Here is a 15,475-nt window from a genome sequence, read left to right as displayed (position 1 = left end):
TACAGAGCCCATTCAACTGCCGTCGGCGGTATCCGTCACGACAACCTGTTCACGCTGAATCTCACCGGTGTCGGTAAACAGCCGGACGGTGATCTCATAGCGGTTGCCGAACCGCTGGCCCCCACTTTGGAACCTGATCGTATCGCTCTGAACCGTTGAGGATCGTGTGAGGATACCGTCTGCCTTATCGAGATTCTCGAAGTCGACACTCACGCGGTCGAACGAGGTGGTGTTGCCGTCGAGACTGTAGCTGACAGCGTACTCCGCTTTGCCGCCCTTCGCGCTCGTCGTCTGATCGAGGATGTCGAGCGTCCCGAAGCTGAGCGTCGAGTCCTCACAGTTACTCGTATCAACTGGCACGGAGCGGGTTGCAACGCCGCTGAACTGTCCATCCGCGCTTGCAGTGATCGTCATTTCCAGGTTGCTCGGCGGTGACGAACAACTGACCGTCGCGTCTGTTGTCAGTGACTCGTCGGGGCCGAGTGTCGCCTGACTGTTCGAGAGGGTCGCCGACGAGGCAACCTCGACAGTCAGTGTCCGATTGATATTGTTTGTCACAGTGACGAGTTGACTCGGACTCCCGGCGGTAACACTCGTGGCGACAGTAATGCCAAGGAGTCCGCTGTCATCGCTCGCGACAGCAACCGACGCGCCGCGGTCGCTTGCCGCGCTCGTGAATGCACCACTGCCGGTGTCAACGCCGGCCCCGAACGCGCCGAGAACGACGAGAACGAGAAGCCCAATAAGTACCCACGGGCTGCGTCCACCGGCGCTACGCCGACGAGAGCGTCGTGTGCGACTCATTAGCGATCACCCAGCCGGTGGAGCCACCGGCGTCGTGACTCGCGAAGCGGTGTTGCCGGGTCAACCACGAGCCAGTAGCCGACGTAGCCCAGCCCGAACGGCACGACGGCCGACCCAACTGCGGCTAATATCGGATGTACCGCATGCAACCAGCTGAGTACGCCTCGCGGGAGCGTTGCGGGGTACGGATACACGCTCACGCTGACCGTGTGTGAGCCGGGTTCGGCTTGGCCAGGGATTGCAGCGTTGATCGTCATCTGGGACGCCGTGATAAACTGTCCGCGAATCCGTCCGAAAAGCCCGAACGGGGGTTGCTGGCCTGCTGCGGAGGTGTTTGCTGCTGCCGCCGAGGCACCCGCTGTTGTATTGAGGAGGCGCATTCCGTCGGTCTCAACGAAGATGGTTGTTGCCGGAGTCGTCGAGATGCTGGCCTCCATAGACACGGTTGTGGGGTCGCCGACAGCTAGTTGTCGAGCGTTCCCGTCCCCGGATTCAGTAACCGGGTAGGTGAACTCACTATGAATCGCTCCCATGGAGACAAGCAGCGTGCTGGCGACGAGCCCGATCACAAGCATGCTGGTGATCACCTCTCGGCTCCGAAGCACTGACCGTTCATCTGTCCGAGTCCCAACGGTAGTATCACCACGGAGCAGCGTCACCAGCAGCGAGACGGCAACCAAGCCGAATAGCACACTCCAGTGTGCGCGAATTACGCCGACGGCTGTCCCAAGGTGCGGAATCACGAATGGCTGACCGAACGGAGACAGCACCTGCCCGGTGATTGCCGCTCGTGGAACAGGTGGGCTGCCGGCGTCCTGATCGGTCGAGGGGTTGGCATCACCCTTGGTGATGAAGCCGCCTGTTGTCGTTCCAGCCACCCGGTGGGTGACGTACCCCGCCCGCTCTTCGGAGTAGAACGTCACAATCTCGCCGGGGATCACGTCGCCGGCGGGAACGAGAATGTAGCCGTCACCTGTTTGAATGGTCGGTTCCATACTGTCGGAGGTGACGTGTGAAAGCTGGATCGGTGATGCGGCTGGCGCGAGCAGTGCCACTACAACCGCAACCAGCAACAGGTATCCAGCGTGTCTGAGCATGAGGGATGAGTGTGAAAGCGAAATTGCTGCCCGATTCGACGCTACGCGGTACCCCGATTAGTTCCCGTCGGAGTTGGTACCGCCTTCGTCAACGTCGTCGATAGTGAACGAAATTGTCCCCGAGAGGTCATCGGCCGAGGTGAGATCCGTTGCGGCACTGCCGCCACCGGTATCGACCGTGACGACCGTGTAGAACGTGTCAGTGGCAGGGGCAGTGAACGAGGCAGTTGTTCCTTCCTCAGTCACAGTCCCAACGGACGTACCGGTGCTGTCGTAGATCTCGAACTTAAGATTCTCCTCGCCGTTTTGGGTCGCGCCCGTGTACGCAACATTGATCTGGTGCTGTTCAGCATCTTGGTTTTTAATTGTAAATGCGTTCGAAACTGTCGGATCTGCTGGATTCCCAAGTTCGAATGTGGCGTTCGGGTTCGCACCGACGGCGTCGCCGCTGGCAAAGTCAATGCCGAGTTGTTCGGTGCTTCCGTCTTGGAAGACAAGGTTACCGGAGTTACCATCGGTGAGCGCCAAGAGGCCCTCGTTGTCTGCGACAACGTCAACGCTTGCTGATCGTTCGACGGTCGCCGCGGTAAATGCGGACGCACCGATTGAGACTGTACCGACGAGTAAGAGGCTCGCCATGAGCAGTGTAAGGAGTTTTGCCATACAAGGAAACAAAGTTGCCGGGAGCATATATACAAAAGCTAACTAACAGGTTTGTCCACCCACTTACCGCACTGTAAGTGCTCTGCCACCCTAGAGACAGAATGGCGGGCGGTGGTTGCCGAAGTGACGTTTCTCAGAACACTCCGACCGGAGCTTTAGATATGAAACCGCGGCCACCGGGGGCATGCCGATCGCCATCACAACTCCCGGCGTCCCTCCGGCGGCAGCCCGAAAGGCGGTGCGTCCTGCTGGGAAAACAACGGTTGTCGAAGCGACTCGCTGTGGACGAGTCAGGTTGCCACGGTCGGACGCAACGCTGATCGTCTGCGTCCAGCTCTGTGCGGTTTCGATGCAGACGGCCCAGCGAGTGCTCGCCGCGGTGCCGACCGAGGCCACGCCGATTGTCTGTCTCCTCGACAGCCCCACAGTACCGCGAGGGCTGCACCAGCGGTTCGACTGTCCTGTACGGTGTCTGCCGCTCACCCGTCGAAAGATGACCAGCGATGAAAACCCGCGCTGAGAGCCGAATGCCGGTTACAGCACTGCAAGACCGAAGGCACCGACCGCGGCTGCCACGGCCAGCCCACTCCACATCGCGGGCTGATCAACACTGTCCGGGAGTTTACGATGAATAAAAACGTACACAAAGTACACCGACAACGGCGCGGCCTGCAGATAGAAATCTGGCTCTGTCGGCAGCGCAACCGCAAACGCGATCGCAAGCGCGACCGTCGAACCGGCGGCCGCCGCCGCAACACCGAGATCAGTTCGAACCGATTCAGTATCCATCGACGAAGGCTGCCCGCTGGCGGTGTTATTCGTCGAGGCTTTTGGCGAGTTCGTCGGCGTCAAGGTCGACGTCATCGAGGTCGACATCGTCGAGGGCGTCCTCAACGTCGCCGCCACCCATGCCGCCGCCCATCATCCCGCCCATCCCGCCCATCATGCCGCCGCCGTCGAGGATCTCCTGGACGATCACGCGATCAAGACCGAGTTTGTCGGTGATCTCCTGGGCGATCTGGGTTTTCCCCATCATCCACTGTTGGTTCATCGTCAACTGCTGAGTCGCCTCGATGTACAGCGTTTCCTTCTCGACGGTCTGGGTTTCCGTCGTCGGCTCGGCGTCCTCGTCGTCCTCGTCGGGTTCGACGGTGACCTCCTCTTCGACTTCGTCGGTCTCGATCCAGAGGTCAGGCACTTCCTGGAGGTGCATGCCGAGAATCCCCTCGGCCTGCTGTTCGCGGTCGTCGACGACGGAAGCGATCTCGTAGTCGTATTCGAGCTCTTCGCCGGCCAGCGGATGGTTGAAGTTGACGCGCGCACGGCCGCCGATGATCGTCTCGATGTGCCCCTGCTGGCGGTCGATCTGCACCGTTGCACCGGGGTAGCGGTCGTCCTCGGGGATCTTGTCGGCGCTGACCGTTCGGACTTCTTCGGGGTCGTACTCGCCGAAGCCTTCCTCAGGGGAGATGATCACGGTGTCGCTGTCGCCGACCTCGCTGCCGCGCAGCGACTCGTCGACAGATTCGAAGACGTGGCCGTCGCCGACGATGATCGTCCGCGGGGTGAAATCGCGGTTCTCCTCGTCGGCGATGCCGGCCTCCTCGGCGACCGACTCATGAGTCGTATCGATAACATCGTCTTCGTCGGTCGTTCGAAGCGTGTAGTCAAGCTCGACGAAATCGCCGTCTTGCAGTCCCTCAGCGTCGGCGTCGTCGGCATCAGTAGCCTCGGCCTCGTTTTCACTCATACCCCGATACACTGCCGAGGTACCCTTAAGAAGCACGGTTCGATGCCACTGCGGTGTCCCGACAGGCAGGCTGGCTCAAGCGGCCGGATCCCGCAAGCCACAGGAGTTTTTCACCTCCGCGCAGTCGGGACGTCCATGTACGAAGTCGAACTCAAACTCCGGGCCGACTACGAGGCACTCCGGGGGCGACTCACGACCGCCGGGGCCGATCGCGTCGAGTCTCGCCGACAGGTCGATACCTACTACGACGCCCCGCATCGATCCTTCGCGGAGACCGATGAAGCGCTCCGCATCCGTCGAGAGGAGCCAACCAACGGCGACGACGTCACAAAACTCACTTACAAGGGGCCGCTGGTTGAGGCGGCCTCAAAGACGCGGGAAGAACACGAGACGGTCGTCGACGACGACGAAGCACTCCAGGGTGTGCTTGCGGGGCTGGGTTTTGAGCCGGCTGCCACCGTCAGAAAAGACCGGACGTACTTCAGCTTCGAGGGGTACACCGTCGTCCTCGATGCGGTCGATGGCCTCGGCGAGTTCGTCGAGATCGAACGCGAGGTGCCCGAAGCCGAGGTCGAAGCTGCCCGTGAGGAGGCGATCGATCTCCTGGAACAACTCGGGCTCGACCCAGACGACCAGATCCGAACCTCGTATCTCGGACTGTTACTGGCAGCCGACGACTAATGTCTCCTAGTTATTTTGCATCGGCGAGAAGTTTCCGCAAGTTATAGCACGACCGATAGCAAAGAGCCGGCAATGAGTCGCAATATTCAGGTTAGCGAACTCGACCGGCAGGCGGTCGAGGATCAGTCGGTTGAGATCGTCGAGCGCAAGGGCGTTGGCCATCCGGATTCGATCAGCGACGGGGTTTCGGAGGCAGTCTCCCGCGCACTCTCGGCGCTATATCTTGATCGGGTCGGCAAGGTGCTGCACTACAACACCGACGAGACCCAGTTGGTCGCCGGCCGCGCCGCACCTGCATTCGGCGGCGGCGAGGTCGTCGAGCCGATCTATCTGCTGATCGTTGGCCGTGCCACAAAGGAGTACGACGGCCAGCAGCTCCCGGTTGATTCGACTGCCCTGACCGCGGCGCGTGAGTATCTTGATGAGACAATCCCGGAACTCGATCCCGCTACCGACGTGATCGTGGATGTCAAACTCGGCGAAGGCTCCGGTGATCTCCAAGAGGTCTTCGGTGAGGACGGCGCGACCGTCCCGATGGCCAACGATACCTCCTTCGGTGTCGGCCACGCGCCGCTGACCGAAACCGAGGAGATCGTCAACACGGCCGAGCGCAAGCTCAACACCGAGTACGTCGCCGACAATCCGGAGATCGGCCCCGACGTGAAGATCATGGGCAAACGCGAGGGCGACCATATCACCATCACCGTCGCCGCCGCCATGGTCGATGCGTATATCGCCGATCTTGACGCCTACATCGACGCCGTCGAGGGCGTCCGCGAGTACGTCACCGATCTCGCCGAGGACATCACCAACCGCGAGGTAACGGTCGATGTCAACACGGCCGACGACTACGACGAGGGGTCGATCTATCTCACCGTCACCGGCACCTCCGCTGAACAGGGCGACGACGGCTCGGTCGGCCGCGGCAACCGCGCCAACGGCCTCATTACGCCGAACCGGCCGATGAGCATGGAGGCTACGAGCGGCAAAAATCCGGTCAACCACATCGGGAAGATCTACAATCTGCTGTCGACGAAGATCGCCGAATCGGTTGTCGACGAGGTCGACGGGATTCGGGATCTCCAGTTGCGGCTGTTGAGCCAGATCGGTCAGCCGATCGATCAGCCACACGTTGCCGACGCACAGGTTGTCACCGACGACGGCGTTGCCCTCGCCGACCGAACGGACGAGATCGAGGCGATCATCGACCGAGAGCTCGGCGACGTGACCGAGATCACCCGACAGGTCATCGACGGTGAGCTGTCGACATTCTGAGAAGGGATACCGTTTTGGTACTGCCACAAGGTGAGTGAAGCATGCGCCGGCAACTGGGCATTGGCGTCATCGCCGGGATCGGCGTTGCCACCGCCCAGCTGACGGTCTATGGTGTCATCGCCGGAGCCTACGACGGCATCGTCGGGCTAATCACCGATGGCGTGCTCAGCATTCTCTTTTCTGCGTTGGTCATCGGTGCGGGCTACTGGGCCCAGACCACCGACCGCCCCGACTGGGATATCGTCCGACTGGCCGGCTGGTGTCTCGCCGGTAGTATCGCTATCGGCGGCTTCGAGCTGTTGACCGCGCTGTCACTGTATGCGGCCGGGGCCGCGGAGATCGAGCTCCTCAGAGCGCTCACAACCGCCGCCGCCCGGGGAGCCGCCCTCGGCATCGCCTTTGGGCTGTTCGATATCGAGCGCCGACGCACCAAACGCCGCGGCGCGGAACTTGAGCGACAGGTCGACCGACTAGAGGAGTTTGCCTCGGTCGTCTCCCATGACCTCCGAAGTCCCCTGACCGTCGCCAAAGGCAACATGGAGCTCATCGGCGACAACGATGCCGTCGACGAGGAACTGATCGCCCACGTCGAGTTCGCTCACGACCGGATGTCGGAGATCATCGAAGACTCACTCGCCTTGGCCCGCGGTGGCAACGAGGTCACCGACCCCGAACCGGTCGAGCTCACCGATATCGCCACCCAAGCGTGGCAGACCGTCGGCGGCGACGATGAGACGCTGTCTGTCGCTACCGAGATGCAGTTGGATGCCGATCCGGAACGCCTCCTGCGACTGCTGGAGAATCTCTTCCGGAACGCGATCGAACACGGGGCCGACGGCGACGACAGCGACGACGGCGGTGACCCCATCGCCGCCGGCCTGCCGGATGACTACGGCGATGATGAGCCATCTGAGTCCGTCTTAGATGGCCTCTCGATTACCGTCGGAGAACTCACCGACGCCAAGGGATTTTACGTTGCCGACAATGGCGATGGAATCCCGGAAGAGGAACGCGAGGACATCTTTGAAGCCGGGGTCTCAAGCTCCGGCACCGGCAGCGGCCTTGGGCTCGCGATCGTCCGTCGGATCGCTCAGGCCCACGGCTGGACGGTCTCGGTGACTGACGCCGACGGCGGCGGCGCGCGCTTCGAGTTTCGCACCGATCCCGAGTAGCCGAAACCGCTTTACTGTGTGGCCTGCTGTCCCCGAGCGTGACCCGTGTCTGTCTTGTCGGGAGCGACGATGTCGACCTCAGATACGAACTGCTCTCCCGAGAGACAGCCCGGGCGGCCGTCTCGACGTACGATCTCAGTCAACCCTTTGCCAACACAGTCGCGCTTGAAACGGTCAGCCTCGGGGCCGCGGTTGCCCTGCTTAACGACCTCAACTGGTATCTGGTTCGATTTGCCGACACTGCCCTCGTCCAAGAACCGAGCATTAGCGAGACCGAGTGGCTCTCACGCGATCTCGCAACCGCCGTCCGCGACCGCGAACTCCCACCGGAGGAAACCGACCAACGGCTCTGTGTCTACGGTGTCGATGACGACCAGCTTGTCGAGCCGATGTACGTGACCCGTGTCGACGGCGAGATCCCGGACTACGATCTGCGAGACGTAGATGACACGGTCGTCGTCCGGGTGACAGCCGAGGAGTTTTCCGGCTAAGAAAGAGTGCTTATAAACAAACACACCGGTGCGTCGAGTTCGCCGTTCTCAGGCCGTGAAAAGCCATTTTGGTCGAATTCTGAATGAAATTTGGAAAACGGTTTTAGGTAATGTTGGTCGAACCTATTCTTGGATGAACACAGCTCGACCGAACCGACAGCGGAGTACCGACAGGGGTGACAACCGATGCTAGCATCGGTGGTGGCCGCTCGGATCGCGCTTGGCGTGGTTGGAATCGCCCTGCTGGGTGCGGCCGTCTGGATCGCTCGGCGACGGGAGACGGCTGCGCTGCGGCCGTTCGCGCTGTTCGTCGGTGTCGTCGGCACGCTGGCGGTCGCCGATGCCGTGGCTGCGGGCGCGCTCACGTCGCTGTCGACGGTCTGGCTGCTCACCGTGCTTGCGATCCCGGCTGCGTTCACGTGGTTTGTCATCGAGTACTACGGCCTGCCGTATCTGGCATCGCCGCGCCGGAAGGCGGCGTTTCTCGCGCCGGTCGCGGTGGCTCTGGCCGGCGGGATCGCGCTGATCCTCTCGCCGGAGAGCACCGGGTCGATGGCCGGCGGCGGGCCAACGGCACCTGCGGTGCCCTCGTTGCTCGGGATTGCGGCTCTCGCCGAGCAGATCGGCCTCTACTACGCGGGCGGTGTCATGCTTGCCGGGGTGGCCCTGCTCGTTCGAACCGTCTCCGACTACGAGTATCTCGACCGCCGACTCGCGGGAGCCCTCTCGTTTGTCGCCGTCTGGCCGTGGCTGGCCTACGTCGTGACCCCAGCGATCGTCAGCAGCGTCGGTGTGGAGACGATCCTCAGCCTCAACGCGAGCGGCTACACTCTGAGCCTCGCGGCCGTCGGGTTCGCGGTCACCCGCGGCGGCATCTTCGATGCGGCCCCGGCGGCCGGCACGCTCGGCCCAGAGACGGTGCTGGCCGATCTTGATGACGCCGTTGTCGTCGTCGACCGCGACCACCGGATCGTCACGCTCAATGATGCGGCCGCCGACAGCTTCGAGGTCGACCCCGAGACTGCCACCGCCACCCCACTTTCGTCGTGTGTCGGCTTCGACCTCAAGACGCTGCGTGACAGCGACACAGTTGAGCTGTCCGGTTCTGCGGGAACCCGACAGCTTGAGCCAACAGTGTCACCAATCGCCGATCGCTTCGACCGACAGCCGGGGTACGCGATCGTGTTTACTGATGTTACCCAACAGCGGGTTCGGTCACAGCGGCTCTCGGTACTCAACCGGGTGCTCCGACACAACCTCCGCAACGAGATGAACAAGATCAGAGGCCGCGCGGAGCTGATCGCCGACGGCGGCCAGGAGTACGTCGATCACGCCGAGACCATCGTCTCATCGGCCGACGACCTTATGTCGACGGGCGAACGCGCACGACAGGTCGAACAGATGATGTCGACCCCGTCGGCGGTCGAGGAGCCCGCGTCGCTGGTCACCATCGCCGAGACGGTCGTCGAGGAGTATCAGTCGATGTATCCCGACGCCACGCTTTCGGTCGATATCGATGACTCACTGACCGCACCGATTAACGAACAGGTGTTGGCCCACGTCCTCGATAACCTCGTCGAGAACGCCGTCGTTCACAACGATGCGCCGACGCCGGTGGTCACGGTCGGCGCACGCGCGACCGACACCGGTATCGAGGTGTCTGTCGCCGACAACGGGCCCGGGATCCCCAGCACCGAACGAGCCGTTGTCGAGACCGGCGACGAGGACGCGCTTGCCCACGGCAGCGGCCTCGGGCTTTGGGCTGTCAAGTGGGGTGCCGTCCAACTCGGTGGCGAACTGGCCTTCGAGGATCGCAAACCGCGCGGCACAGTCGTTATGATAGCAATCCCAACCGAGACCAACGCCGAACCAACGCCAGCGCCCGCTGCGACAGCGGACTGACGGAAGCGCCTGCGGTCGCTGATTTCGCTATTCGGCGTCGAACATCCCCGTCGAGACGTAGCGTTCGCCGCTGTCCCAGAAGACCGTAATCACGAGTGGGTCGTCGCGGCCGTCGTCGACTAATCGCTCGGCAACACGTTTGGCAGCGAGGTTCGACGCACCGCTTGACTGGCCGACGAAGATCCCCTCCTCACCCACGAGGCGGCGACACTCGGCTTCGGCATTGTCGGCGGAGACGAGTTCAACGTCATCGAGCAAGTCGGTATCAAGATTCGGGCTGATGAACCCCGGCCCCATCCCTTGGAAGCTATCGCCAGTGGGTTCTTCGCCGGAAATGACTGCCGAGTCGTCGGGTTCGACCGCGACGATCTCTATCTCTGGGAACGCCTCGCGCAGTCGGCGGCCGATGCCGGTGATCGTCCCACCGGTGCCCACACCCGCGACGAGGGCATCGATCTCGCGATCGCCGACCTGATCGAGGATTTCGGGGCCGGTCGACTCGTAGTGCGCTTGGGGGTTCGCGGGATTGTCGAACTGGCGGAGTTGCACGTAGCCTTGCTCTGCTTCTAGTTCATCGGCACGATCCTTGGCGTCGGAGATATCGCCCTCGACGAGTTCGAGATCGGCTCCGTAGGCTTGCATGATCGACCGGCGTTCCGGGGATTTCGAGGCCGGCATCACGATCTGGACATCGTAGCCTTTTGCCGCGCCGACCATGGCGATCCCGATGCCGGTGTTGCCGCTGGTCGGTTCAACGATGGTGTCGTCGCCGGTGAGGTCGCCGTCGCGTTCGGCGGCCTCGATCATCCACAGCGCGGCACGATCCTTCGCGGACCCACCGGGGTTTTGGGACTCGATCTTCGCGGCGATGGTCGCGCCCTCGGGGGCGTCGACCTCGACTAACGGCGAGCCGATGGTGTCTACGATAGTGTCGTCCATTGGCGGCGGTTCGCGTCACAGGCCTAAACGCGTGACGCTCTTGGCGACGCCGATGAGCCTCGACGTAGCCCTATCGAATCCCGGAGTCACAGGGTTGGTTGAGATAGCAACAAGCGGACGACTGGTGGACGACCAGGTCACTCCTGGCCGACAGCCCGACCGGCTCGGTCGTCGATTGTGAGCGCCCACACGTTGGGGTTTTCTTGGAGTTCGTATTTTTCAAGCAGTTCTGATTGGTAGGCGTTGTCAGCCATCGCCGCACGCGCAGCGTCCCACTCGTCGATCGTGATCCGGTTAAGTGAGCCGGAGACGATCACACTCCGCCACGATCCCTCAGGGTCGACGTCGAAGGTCGTGAAGCTCACGGTGTCGGCCTGTTCGGCATACGTTTCCTTTCGGAGGTCGGTGCTGGCATCGAGAAAGAGGAAGTACAGTGTGTCCTCGCCATCGTAGCCAAACGACAGCGGGACGCCGTAGGGCACACCATCAGCACTCATCGAAAGCACGCCGATCCCCATCTCTGTCAACACGTCATCGATCGCAGCATCGTCGAGTTCCAAGCCCAACAGTGAGTGAGCGGCTGTCATATGACACACTCACACAGAGACCGGATATAAACTTCAGGACGTGTTGTCGTCACTGACAGCATCCGTTGACCCCGAAAGTGTTCCCGTCGACGCCGAGAGTGTTTTTAGCCTCCGAGAGCCAACCTAACGTATGCATCTGGAGACGATGACGCCAGCCGACGACTGGGAGCCCAAGCCCGACACTGAGGCCGCGATCAAGGCATTAGGGGCTGCGGAGTACACCTTCCACGTCTGGGGCGGCGATTGGTGTATCGACTGCCAACACCAATTACCAGCCTTCGGCGCGGCGCTCAGCTACGCCGGTGTCGACGACGATCAGATCGAACACTACCCGGTGGAAAAAGACGACGACGGCTCGAAGACCGGACCTGGCGTCGACGAATACGGGATCGAGTATATCCCGACTGTGGTTGTCAAGCGTGATGGTGAAGAGGTCGCTCGGTTTGTCGAGTCAGCGCCTGACTCGATCGCCGTAACGCTTGGCCGTGACCTCCACAAAATAAGCACCCCGGAAACGACGACAACAGGGGAGTAACGCGGTCGCTATGGCCAGTTGCCGCCCTGGTCGTAGGCGCTGACGATCCGTTCGATCGCAACGACGTAGGCCGCAGTCCGGAGGTTCGGCGTCTCGGTAGCATCGAAGGCCTCGATGAGATCATCGAAGGCGGTCGTGATGACGCGTTCGAGTTCGTCGTTGACGCGTTCTTCCGTCCACGAGAACCGTTGTCGGTTCTGTACCCACTCGAAGTACGAGACAGTTACCCCGCCAGCGTTGGCGAGGATATCGGGGACGACGTAAACATCCTTCTCAGTCAGCACCTCGTCGGCAGCGGGCGTGATCGGGCCGTTTGCGGCCTCGGCGATCACGTCGGCCTCGACATCAGCGGCCAGCGACTCGTCGATCGCGTTTTCGAGGGCTGCTGGGATCAACAGGTCAACATCCAGTGTGAGGAGTTCCTCGTTTGTGATCTCCTCGCTGTCGTTGTAGCCGACCACAGTGCCGGTTTCGGCTTTGTGCTCGGCGGCCGCAGCGGCATCGAACCCATCTGGGTCGTAGATGCCGCCGGTCGAGTCGGAGGCGGCGACGACAGTCCCGCCGGCCTCGTCGATGAGTCGAGCGGCGATCGCACCGGCGTTGCCGTAGCCTTGGACGGCGACAGTCGCATCAGCGAGATCACGACCGAGCCACTCGAAGGCCTCTCGGGCGGCCAGCATGGTTGACCGACCGGTCGCCTCGACACGCCCTTCGGAGCCGCCGGAGTCGATGGCTTTCCCGGTGATAACACCTGGAGCGGTTGTGTGCTCCAGCGTTTCGTAGGTGTCTTTGATCCAGTTCATCTCTCGCTGGCCGGTGTTGACATCCGGCGCGGGGATGTCTCGATCCTCGCCGATCAGCGGACGGAGTTCGGTTGCGAACGCACGCGTGAGCCGCTCCAGTTCGCTCTCACTGTATTCCGCGGGATCGATCTCGATCCCGCCTTTGCCGCCACCGTACGGGATATCGACAATCGCACATTTCGCGGCCATCCAGCCCGAAAGTGCCTTGACCTCATCACGGGTGACGCCCGGATGATACCGAATGCCGCCTTTATACGGTCCGCGGTCACCGTTGTACTGCGAGCGGAACGCCTTGAATACCTCGACGGTGCCGTCATCCAACTCGATCGAGAGATTCGTCTCTAAGACTCGTTCGGGATGTTTGAGCCGCTCGATGACATCGGATGGGACATCGGTGTAGGCCGCTGCGTCCTCAACCTGTGTCTGTAGGCTCTCAAAAGGGTTGGCTTGGTCAGCCATACCCAAACAGGCGGCTGTGGGGAGTTTAATTGTGTCGTCATTCGCCTGCGAGCGATCGATGATTGCACCACAACCGGTTGTGAGATGGGTACACCTGCTTTCAGGACTCGGGTGGGGACGGCCCAGAGTCACCAGCCTGCTGAGCCTGCGCCACCGCAGTAGCGACCACGTGTGGCGATAGCTCCGCCAACGGCACCGTCTCCGCACCGGCCACCTCAACGATCGTTGGAATAAGTCCGCGGGCGTCATCACCGGCCGCAACAACGACAACGGCGGCGGCGACACCGGCCAACTGCTCGGCTGCCCGGCGCGTCGCTTGCGTCGGGCTCCCATCTGCGACGTTGGCCCGTCCATCGGTGATAATGACGGCCACTCCAAGCGGGGAGTCGGCATCGTCGAGAACCGTGGCAGCCGTCGAGAGGCCGGCCGGCAGCGGCGTCCGGTCGCCCGTCGGTAACGATTTGAGATGCCGCGCGGCCAGCGAGACGCTCCGGGTCGGCGGCAACAACACCTCCGCGTCGTCGCCGCCAAAGGCGACAAAGGCGACCTCATCGCGTTGCTCGTAGGCGTCCCGGAGGAGTTCGAGCACGACGCCTTTCGCGGCCTTCATCGCCGGTGTCATAGACGCGCTCGCATCGACGGCGAACACGATGGTCGCCGCCTGCTCACGTTCTCGCACCGACTGCTGGAGATCGTCATTTGTGACTCGGTTGTGGCCACGACTCGCGGCTGTCCGCACCGACGCGGCGGCATCGACTGGGGCCTCGCCTGTCGCTGGCTCAGTCCGAACGCGTGTCCCCCGACCGCCGGCCTGTTGCTGGTGGCCGCGTTGTCCCGATGCTTCGTCCGGGGTTTCGGTATCAGCCTCGGTGACCGCGTCGTCGATATCCGGGGCGGCCGCGTCGCCGACACCGGCCCGCTGTTGGCCGGGCATGAGTGGGGTTCCTTCGGTCTCGTCGTCGCTCTTGTCCGGATTAGGCTCGTCGCCGTCGTCGCTGCCACCTCGCTCTTCGGCATGCCCGGATTGCCTACTATCATGCTCACCATCGGCTTCGCCGGACGGCGGGCTTTTGTTCCCGGTATCGTCTTCGCCCGCGCTGTCCGTGTCGTTGCCGGCGTCGTCATCACCCTCGGCGTCGCGCCCGCTTTCATTGCCGTCGTCGGATTCGCCTGCGTCCTCGTTTTCATCCGCTGAAGATTTCGAGTCGCCGTCGCTCGATTCGTCGTCATCGCCGTCAGCGGTGTTCTCAGCATCCTCCTCGCTGCCGTTGTCATCGTCGTCAAAATGGTCGTCCAGCAACTCCTCGGGATCAGGCGGCTCTTCGAAGGGCTGGCTCTGGAGGCGATGCGGTAGGGTGTATCTCGCCGCTTCCTGTACGTCTGATTCGATGACTTTCGGTCGTCCGTCCAGGGCGGCCAAAGCGATCGCCGCCCGCGCCGTGGCGATGTCGGCTCGGTGGCCGTCGACCTCAGCGTCGGTACAGAGTTCGGCGATTGATTCCTTGAACTCGGCCGGCAGCGACACCGACGCGACGGCGTCGCGGGCGACCCGCAGCGACTCACGGAGATCGGCGACTTCCTCTGCGTGCGTCACGCTGTCGTCGCCCTCAGCGAGTGCGCGGTCGATGATTTCGACGCGGTCGTCGAGTTCCTGACAGCCTGTCACTGTCGCTTGCAAATCAAAGCGGTCGCGGAGCTGCGGCCGGAGATCACCCTCCTCGGGGTTCATCGTCCCGATCAGTGTAAATTCGGCGGGGTGAGAGACACTGATCCCGTCGCGTTCAACCGTGTTGACGCCGCTGGCGGCGGCATCGAGCAGCACGTCGACCAGGTGGTCGTCCAGCAGATTGATCTCATCGACGTAGAGAATCCCCCGGTTGGCCGCCGCGAGCAGACCGGGATCGAACTCGGCGTCGCCGGCCATCGCATCTTCGACCGAGAGCGTGCCGACGACGCGGTCGCGGGTCGCTCCCAGCGGGAGCGTGACGAGCGGCACCTGCCGCGTCTCGACTGGGAGGTCGTCGCGCTCGCGGGCGCGGCAGTCCTCGCACTGGCTTGCTGGATCGTCAGGGTCGCAGCCGTACGGACAGTCGGCGACAGCCTGCTGTTCGGGCAGCAAATCGACGAGCGCACGCACTGCGGTCGATTTGGCGGTGCCCTTCTCGCCGGTGATGACCGCGCCGCTGAGGTCGTCGTGGGTCGCAGCGAGCAGCAGCACCCGTTTGAGCTCCTGCTGGCCGACGATAGCGGGGAAGGGCACTGACGACAGTTTTTTGCTCGCCGGGTCTGCAACCATACTTGCGCTACTACAACGCTG

The 15,475-nt window shown here is 62.5% G+C and carries 15 protein-coding genes; 6 read left to right on the top strand and 9 right to left on the bottom strand.

Annotated elements, in window-relative coordinates; all coding sequences use genetic code 11:
- Nucleotides 1-12: 12 nt before the first annotated feature.
- The 5 genes from DM826_RS06130 to DM826_RS06105 form a co-directional block, all read right to left on the bottom strand.
- Nucleotides 13-804, bottom strand: coding sequence for a hypothetical protein (locus DM826_RS06130; RefSeq protein WP_120102521.1), 792 nt, complete (start codon nucleotides 802-804; stop codon nucleotides 13-15).
- Complete coding sequence (locus tag DM826_RS06125; protein WP_120102520.1) at nucleotides 804-1,901, bottom strand: signal peptidase I; 1,098 nt, start codon at nucleotides 1,899-1,901, stop codon at nucleotides 804-806. The genes DM826_RS06130 and DM826_RS06125 overlap by 1 nt, the downstream gene beginning before the upstream one ends.
- A gap of 57 nt (nucleotides 1,902-1,958) precedes the next feature.
- Nucleotides 1,959-2,564 (bottom strand): hypothetical protein, encoded by a 606-nt coding sequence (locus DM826_RS06120; protein WP_120102519.1) that lies wholly within the window; start codon nucleotides 2,562-2,564, stop codon nucleotides 1,959-1,961.
- Nucleotides 2,565-3,098: 534 nt separating this feature from the next.
- The gene (locus DM826_RS06110; RefSeq protein WP_120102517.1) at nucleotides 3,099-3,353 is read right to left on the bottom strand and encodes a hypothetical protein; all 255 of its coding nucleotides are present in this window, start codon (nucleotides 3,351-3,353) and stop codon (nucleotides 3,099-3,101) included.
- A 25-nt stretch (nucleotides 3,354-3,378) separates the two neighbouring features.
- Complete coding sequence (locus DM826_RS06105; RefSeq protein ID WP_120102516.1) at nucleotides 3,379-4,314, bottom strand: FKBP-type peptidyl-prolyl cis-trans isomerase; 936 nt, start codon at nucleotides 4,312-4,314, stop codon at nucleotides 3,379-3,381.
- A gap of 135 nt (nucleotides 4,315-4,449) precedes the next feature.
- Here DM826_RS06105 and cyaB point away from each other — a divergent pair, with 135 nt between their 5' ends.
- The 5 genes from cyaB to DM826_RS06080 all read left to right on the top strand — a co-directional run bounded on the left by cyaB (nucleotide 4,450) and on the right by DM826_RS06080 (nucleotide 9,835).
- Nucleotides 4,450-4,995 (top strand): class IV adenylate cyclase, encoded by a 546-nt coding sequence (cyaB, locus tag DM826_RS06100; protein WP_120102515.1) that lies wholly within the window; start codon nucleotides 4,450-4,452, stop codon nucleotides 4,993-4,995.
- Between the two features lie 72 nt (nucleotides 4,996-5,067).
- A complete protein-coding gene (locus DM826_RS06095; protein ID WP_120102514.1) occupies nucleotides 5,068-6,270 on the top strand; it encodes a methionine adenosyltransferase in 1,203 nt (400 codons plus the stop codon).
- A gap of 41 nt (nucleotides 6,271-6,311) precedes the next feature.
- Nucleotides 6,312-7,442 carry a sensor histidine kinase gene (locus DM826_RS06090; RefSeq protein WP_120102513.1) on the top strand — a complete coding sequence of 377 codons (1,131 nt, stop codon included), beginning with the start codon at nucleotides 6,312-6,314 and terminating at the stop codon, nucleotides 7,440-7,442.
- 38 nt (nucleotides 7,443-7,480) lie between these two features.
- Complete coding sequence (locus DM826_RS06085; protein WP_120102512.1) at nucleotides 7,481-7,933, top strand: DUF5804 family protein; 453 nt, start codon at nucleotides 7,481-7,483, stop codon at nucleotides 7,931-7,933.
- A gap of 186 nt (nucleotides 7,934-8,119) precedes the next feature.
- On the top strand, nucleotides 8,120-9,835 hold the full coding sequence (locus DM826_RS06080; protein ID WP_120102511.1) for a sensor histidine kinase: 1,716 nt from the start codon (nucleotides 8,120-8,122) through the stop codon (nucleotides 9,833-9,835).
- Nucleotides 9,836-9,862: 27 nt separating this feature from the next.
- On the opposite strand, the gene DM826_RS06075 is transcribed toward DM826_RS06080, so the two are convergent.
- Together DM826_RS06075 and DM826_RS06070 are read right to left on the bottom strand one after the other, a co-directional pair.
- Nucleotides 9,863-10,774, bottom strand: a complete 912-nt coding sequence (locus DM826_RS06075) for a PLP-dependent cysteine synthase family protein (protein WP_120102510.1) — start codon at nucleotides 10,772-10,774, stop codon at nucleotides 9,863-9,865.
- Nucleotides 10,775-10,911: 137 nt separating this feature from the next.
- Nucleotides 10,912-11,361: a pyridoxamine 5'-phosphate oxidase family protein gene (locus DM826_RS06070; protein WP_120102509.1), complete on the bottom strand. Its 450-nt coding sequence runs from the start codon at nucleotides 11,359-11,361 to the stop codon at nucleotides 10,912-10,914.
- Nucleotides 11,362-11,491: 130 nt separating this feature from the next.
- Between DM826_RS06070 and DM826_RS06065 the strand changes: the two genes are divergently transcribed.
- Nucleotides 11,492-11,896 (top strand): TlpA family protein disulfide reductase, encoded by a 405-nt coding sequence (locus DM826_RS06065; protein ID WP_120102508.1) that lies wholly within the window; start codon nucleotides 11,492-11,494, stop codon nucleotides 11,894-11,896.
- 8 nt (nucleotides 11,897-11,904) lie between these two features.
- On the opposite strand, the gene DM826_RS06060 is transcribed toward DM826_RS06065, so the two are convergent.
- Nucleotides 11,905-13,158 carry a Glu/Leu/Phe/Val family dehydrogenase gene (locus tag DM826_RS06060; RefSeq protein ID WP_120102507.1) on the bottom strand — a complete coding sequence of 418 codons (1,254 nt, stop codon included), beginning with the start codon at nucleotides 13,156-13,158 and terminating at the stop codon, nucleotides 11,905-11,907.
- Between the two features lie 100 nt (nucleotides 13,159-13,258).
- Nucleotides 13,259-15,454 (bottom strand): VWA domain-containing protein, encoded by a 2,196-nt coding sequence (locus tag DM826_RS06055; protein WP_120102506.1) that lies wholly within the window; start codon nucleotides 15,452-15,454, stop codon nucleotides 13,259-13,261.
- Between the last annotated feature and the right edge of the window lie 21 nt (nucleotides 15,455-15,475).

This window comes from Halonotius aquaticus (genome assembly GCF_003605575.1).
In the GTDB taxonomy this organism is placed as follows: domain Archaea; phylum Halobacteriota; class Halobacteria; order Halobacteriales; family Haloferacaceae; genus Halonotius; species Halonotius aquaticus.
This window is presented reverse-complemented; position numbering and strand designations above follow the sequence as displayed.

Coding starts and splice junctions, on each gene's coding strand:
- DM826_RS06130 (WP_120102521.1), bottom strand. CDS start 804: ATGAGTCGCACACGACGCTCTCGTCGGCGTAGCGCCGGTGGACGCAGC.
- DM826_RS06125 (WP_120102520.1), bottom strand. CDS start 1,901: ATGCTCAGACACGCTGGATACCTGTTGCTGGTTGCGGTTGTAGTGGCA.
- DM826_RS06120 (WP_120102519.1), bottom strand. CDS start 2,564: ATGGCAAAACTCCTTACACTGCTCATGGCGAGCCTCTTACTCGTCGGT.
- DM826_RS06110 (WP_120102517.1), bottom strand. CDS start 3,353: ATGGATACTGAATCGGTTCGAACTGATCTCGGTGTTGCGGCGGCGGCC.
- DM826_RS06105 (WP_120102516.1), bottom strand. CDS start 4,314: ATGAGTGAAAACGAGGCCGAGGCTACTGATGCCGACGACGCCGACGCT.
- cyaB (WP_120102515.1), top strand. CDS start 4,450: ATGTACGAAGTCGAACTCAAACTCCGGGCCGACTACGAGGCACTCCGG.
- DM826_RS06095 (WP_120102514.1), top strand. CDS start 5,068: ATGAGTCGCAATATTCAGGTTAGCGAACTCGACCGGCAGGCGGTCGAG.
- DM826_RS06090 (WP_120102513.1), top strand. CDS start 6,312: ATGCGCCGGCAACTGGGCATTGGCGTCATCGCCGGGATCGGCGTTGCC.
- DM826_RS06080 (WP_120102511.1), top strand. CDS start 8,120: ATGCTAGCATCGGTGGTGGCCGCTCGGATCGCGCTTGGCGTGGTTGGA.
- DM826_RS06075 (WP_120102510.1), bottom strand. CDS start 10,774: ATGGACGACACTATCGTAGACACCATCGGCTCGCCGTTAGTCGAGGTC.
- DM826_RS06070 (WP_120102509.1), bottom strand. CDS start 11,361: ATGACAGCCGCTCACTCACTGTTGGGCTTGGAACTCGACGATGCTGCG.
- DM826_RS06065 (WP_120102508.1), top strand. CDS start 11,492: ATGCATCTGGAGACGATGACGCCAGCCGACGACTGGGAGCCCAAGCCC.
- DM826_RS06060 (WP_120102507.1), bottom strand. CDS start 13,158: ATGGCTGACCAAGCCAACCCTTTTGAGAGCCTACAGACACAGGTTGAG.
- DM826_RS06055 (WP_120102506.1), bottom strand. CDS start 15,454: ATGGTTGCAGACCCGGCGAGCAAAAAACTGTCGTCAGTGCCCTTCCCC.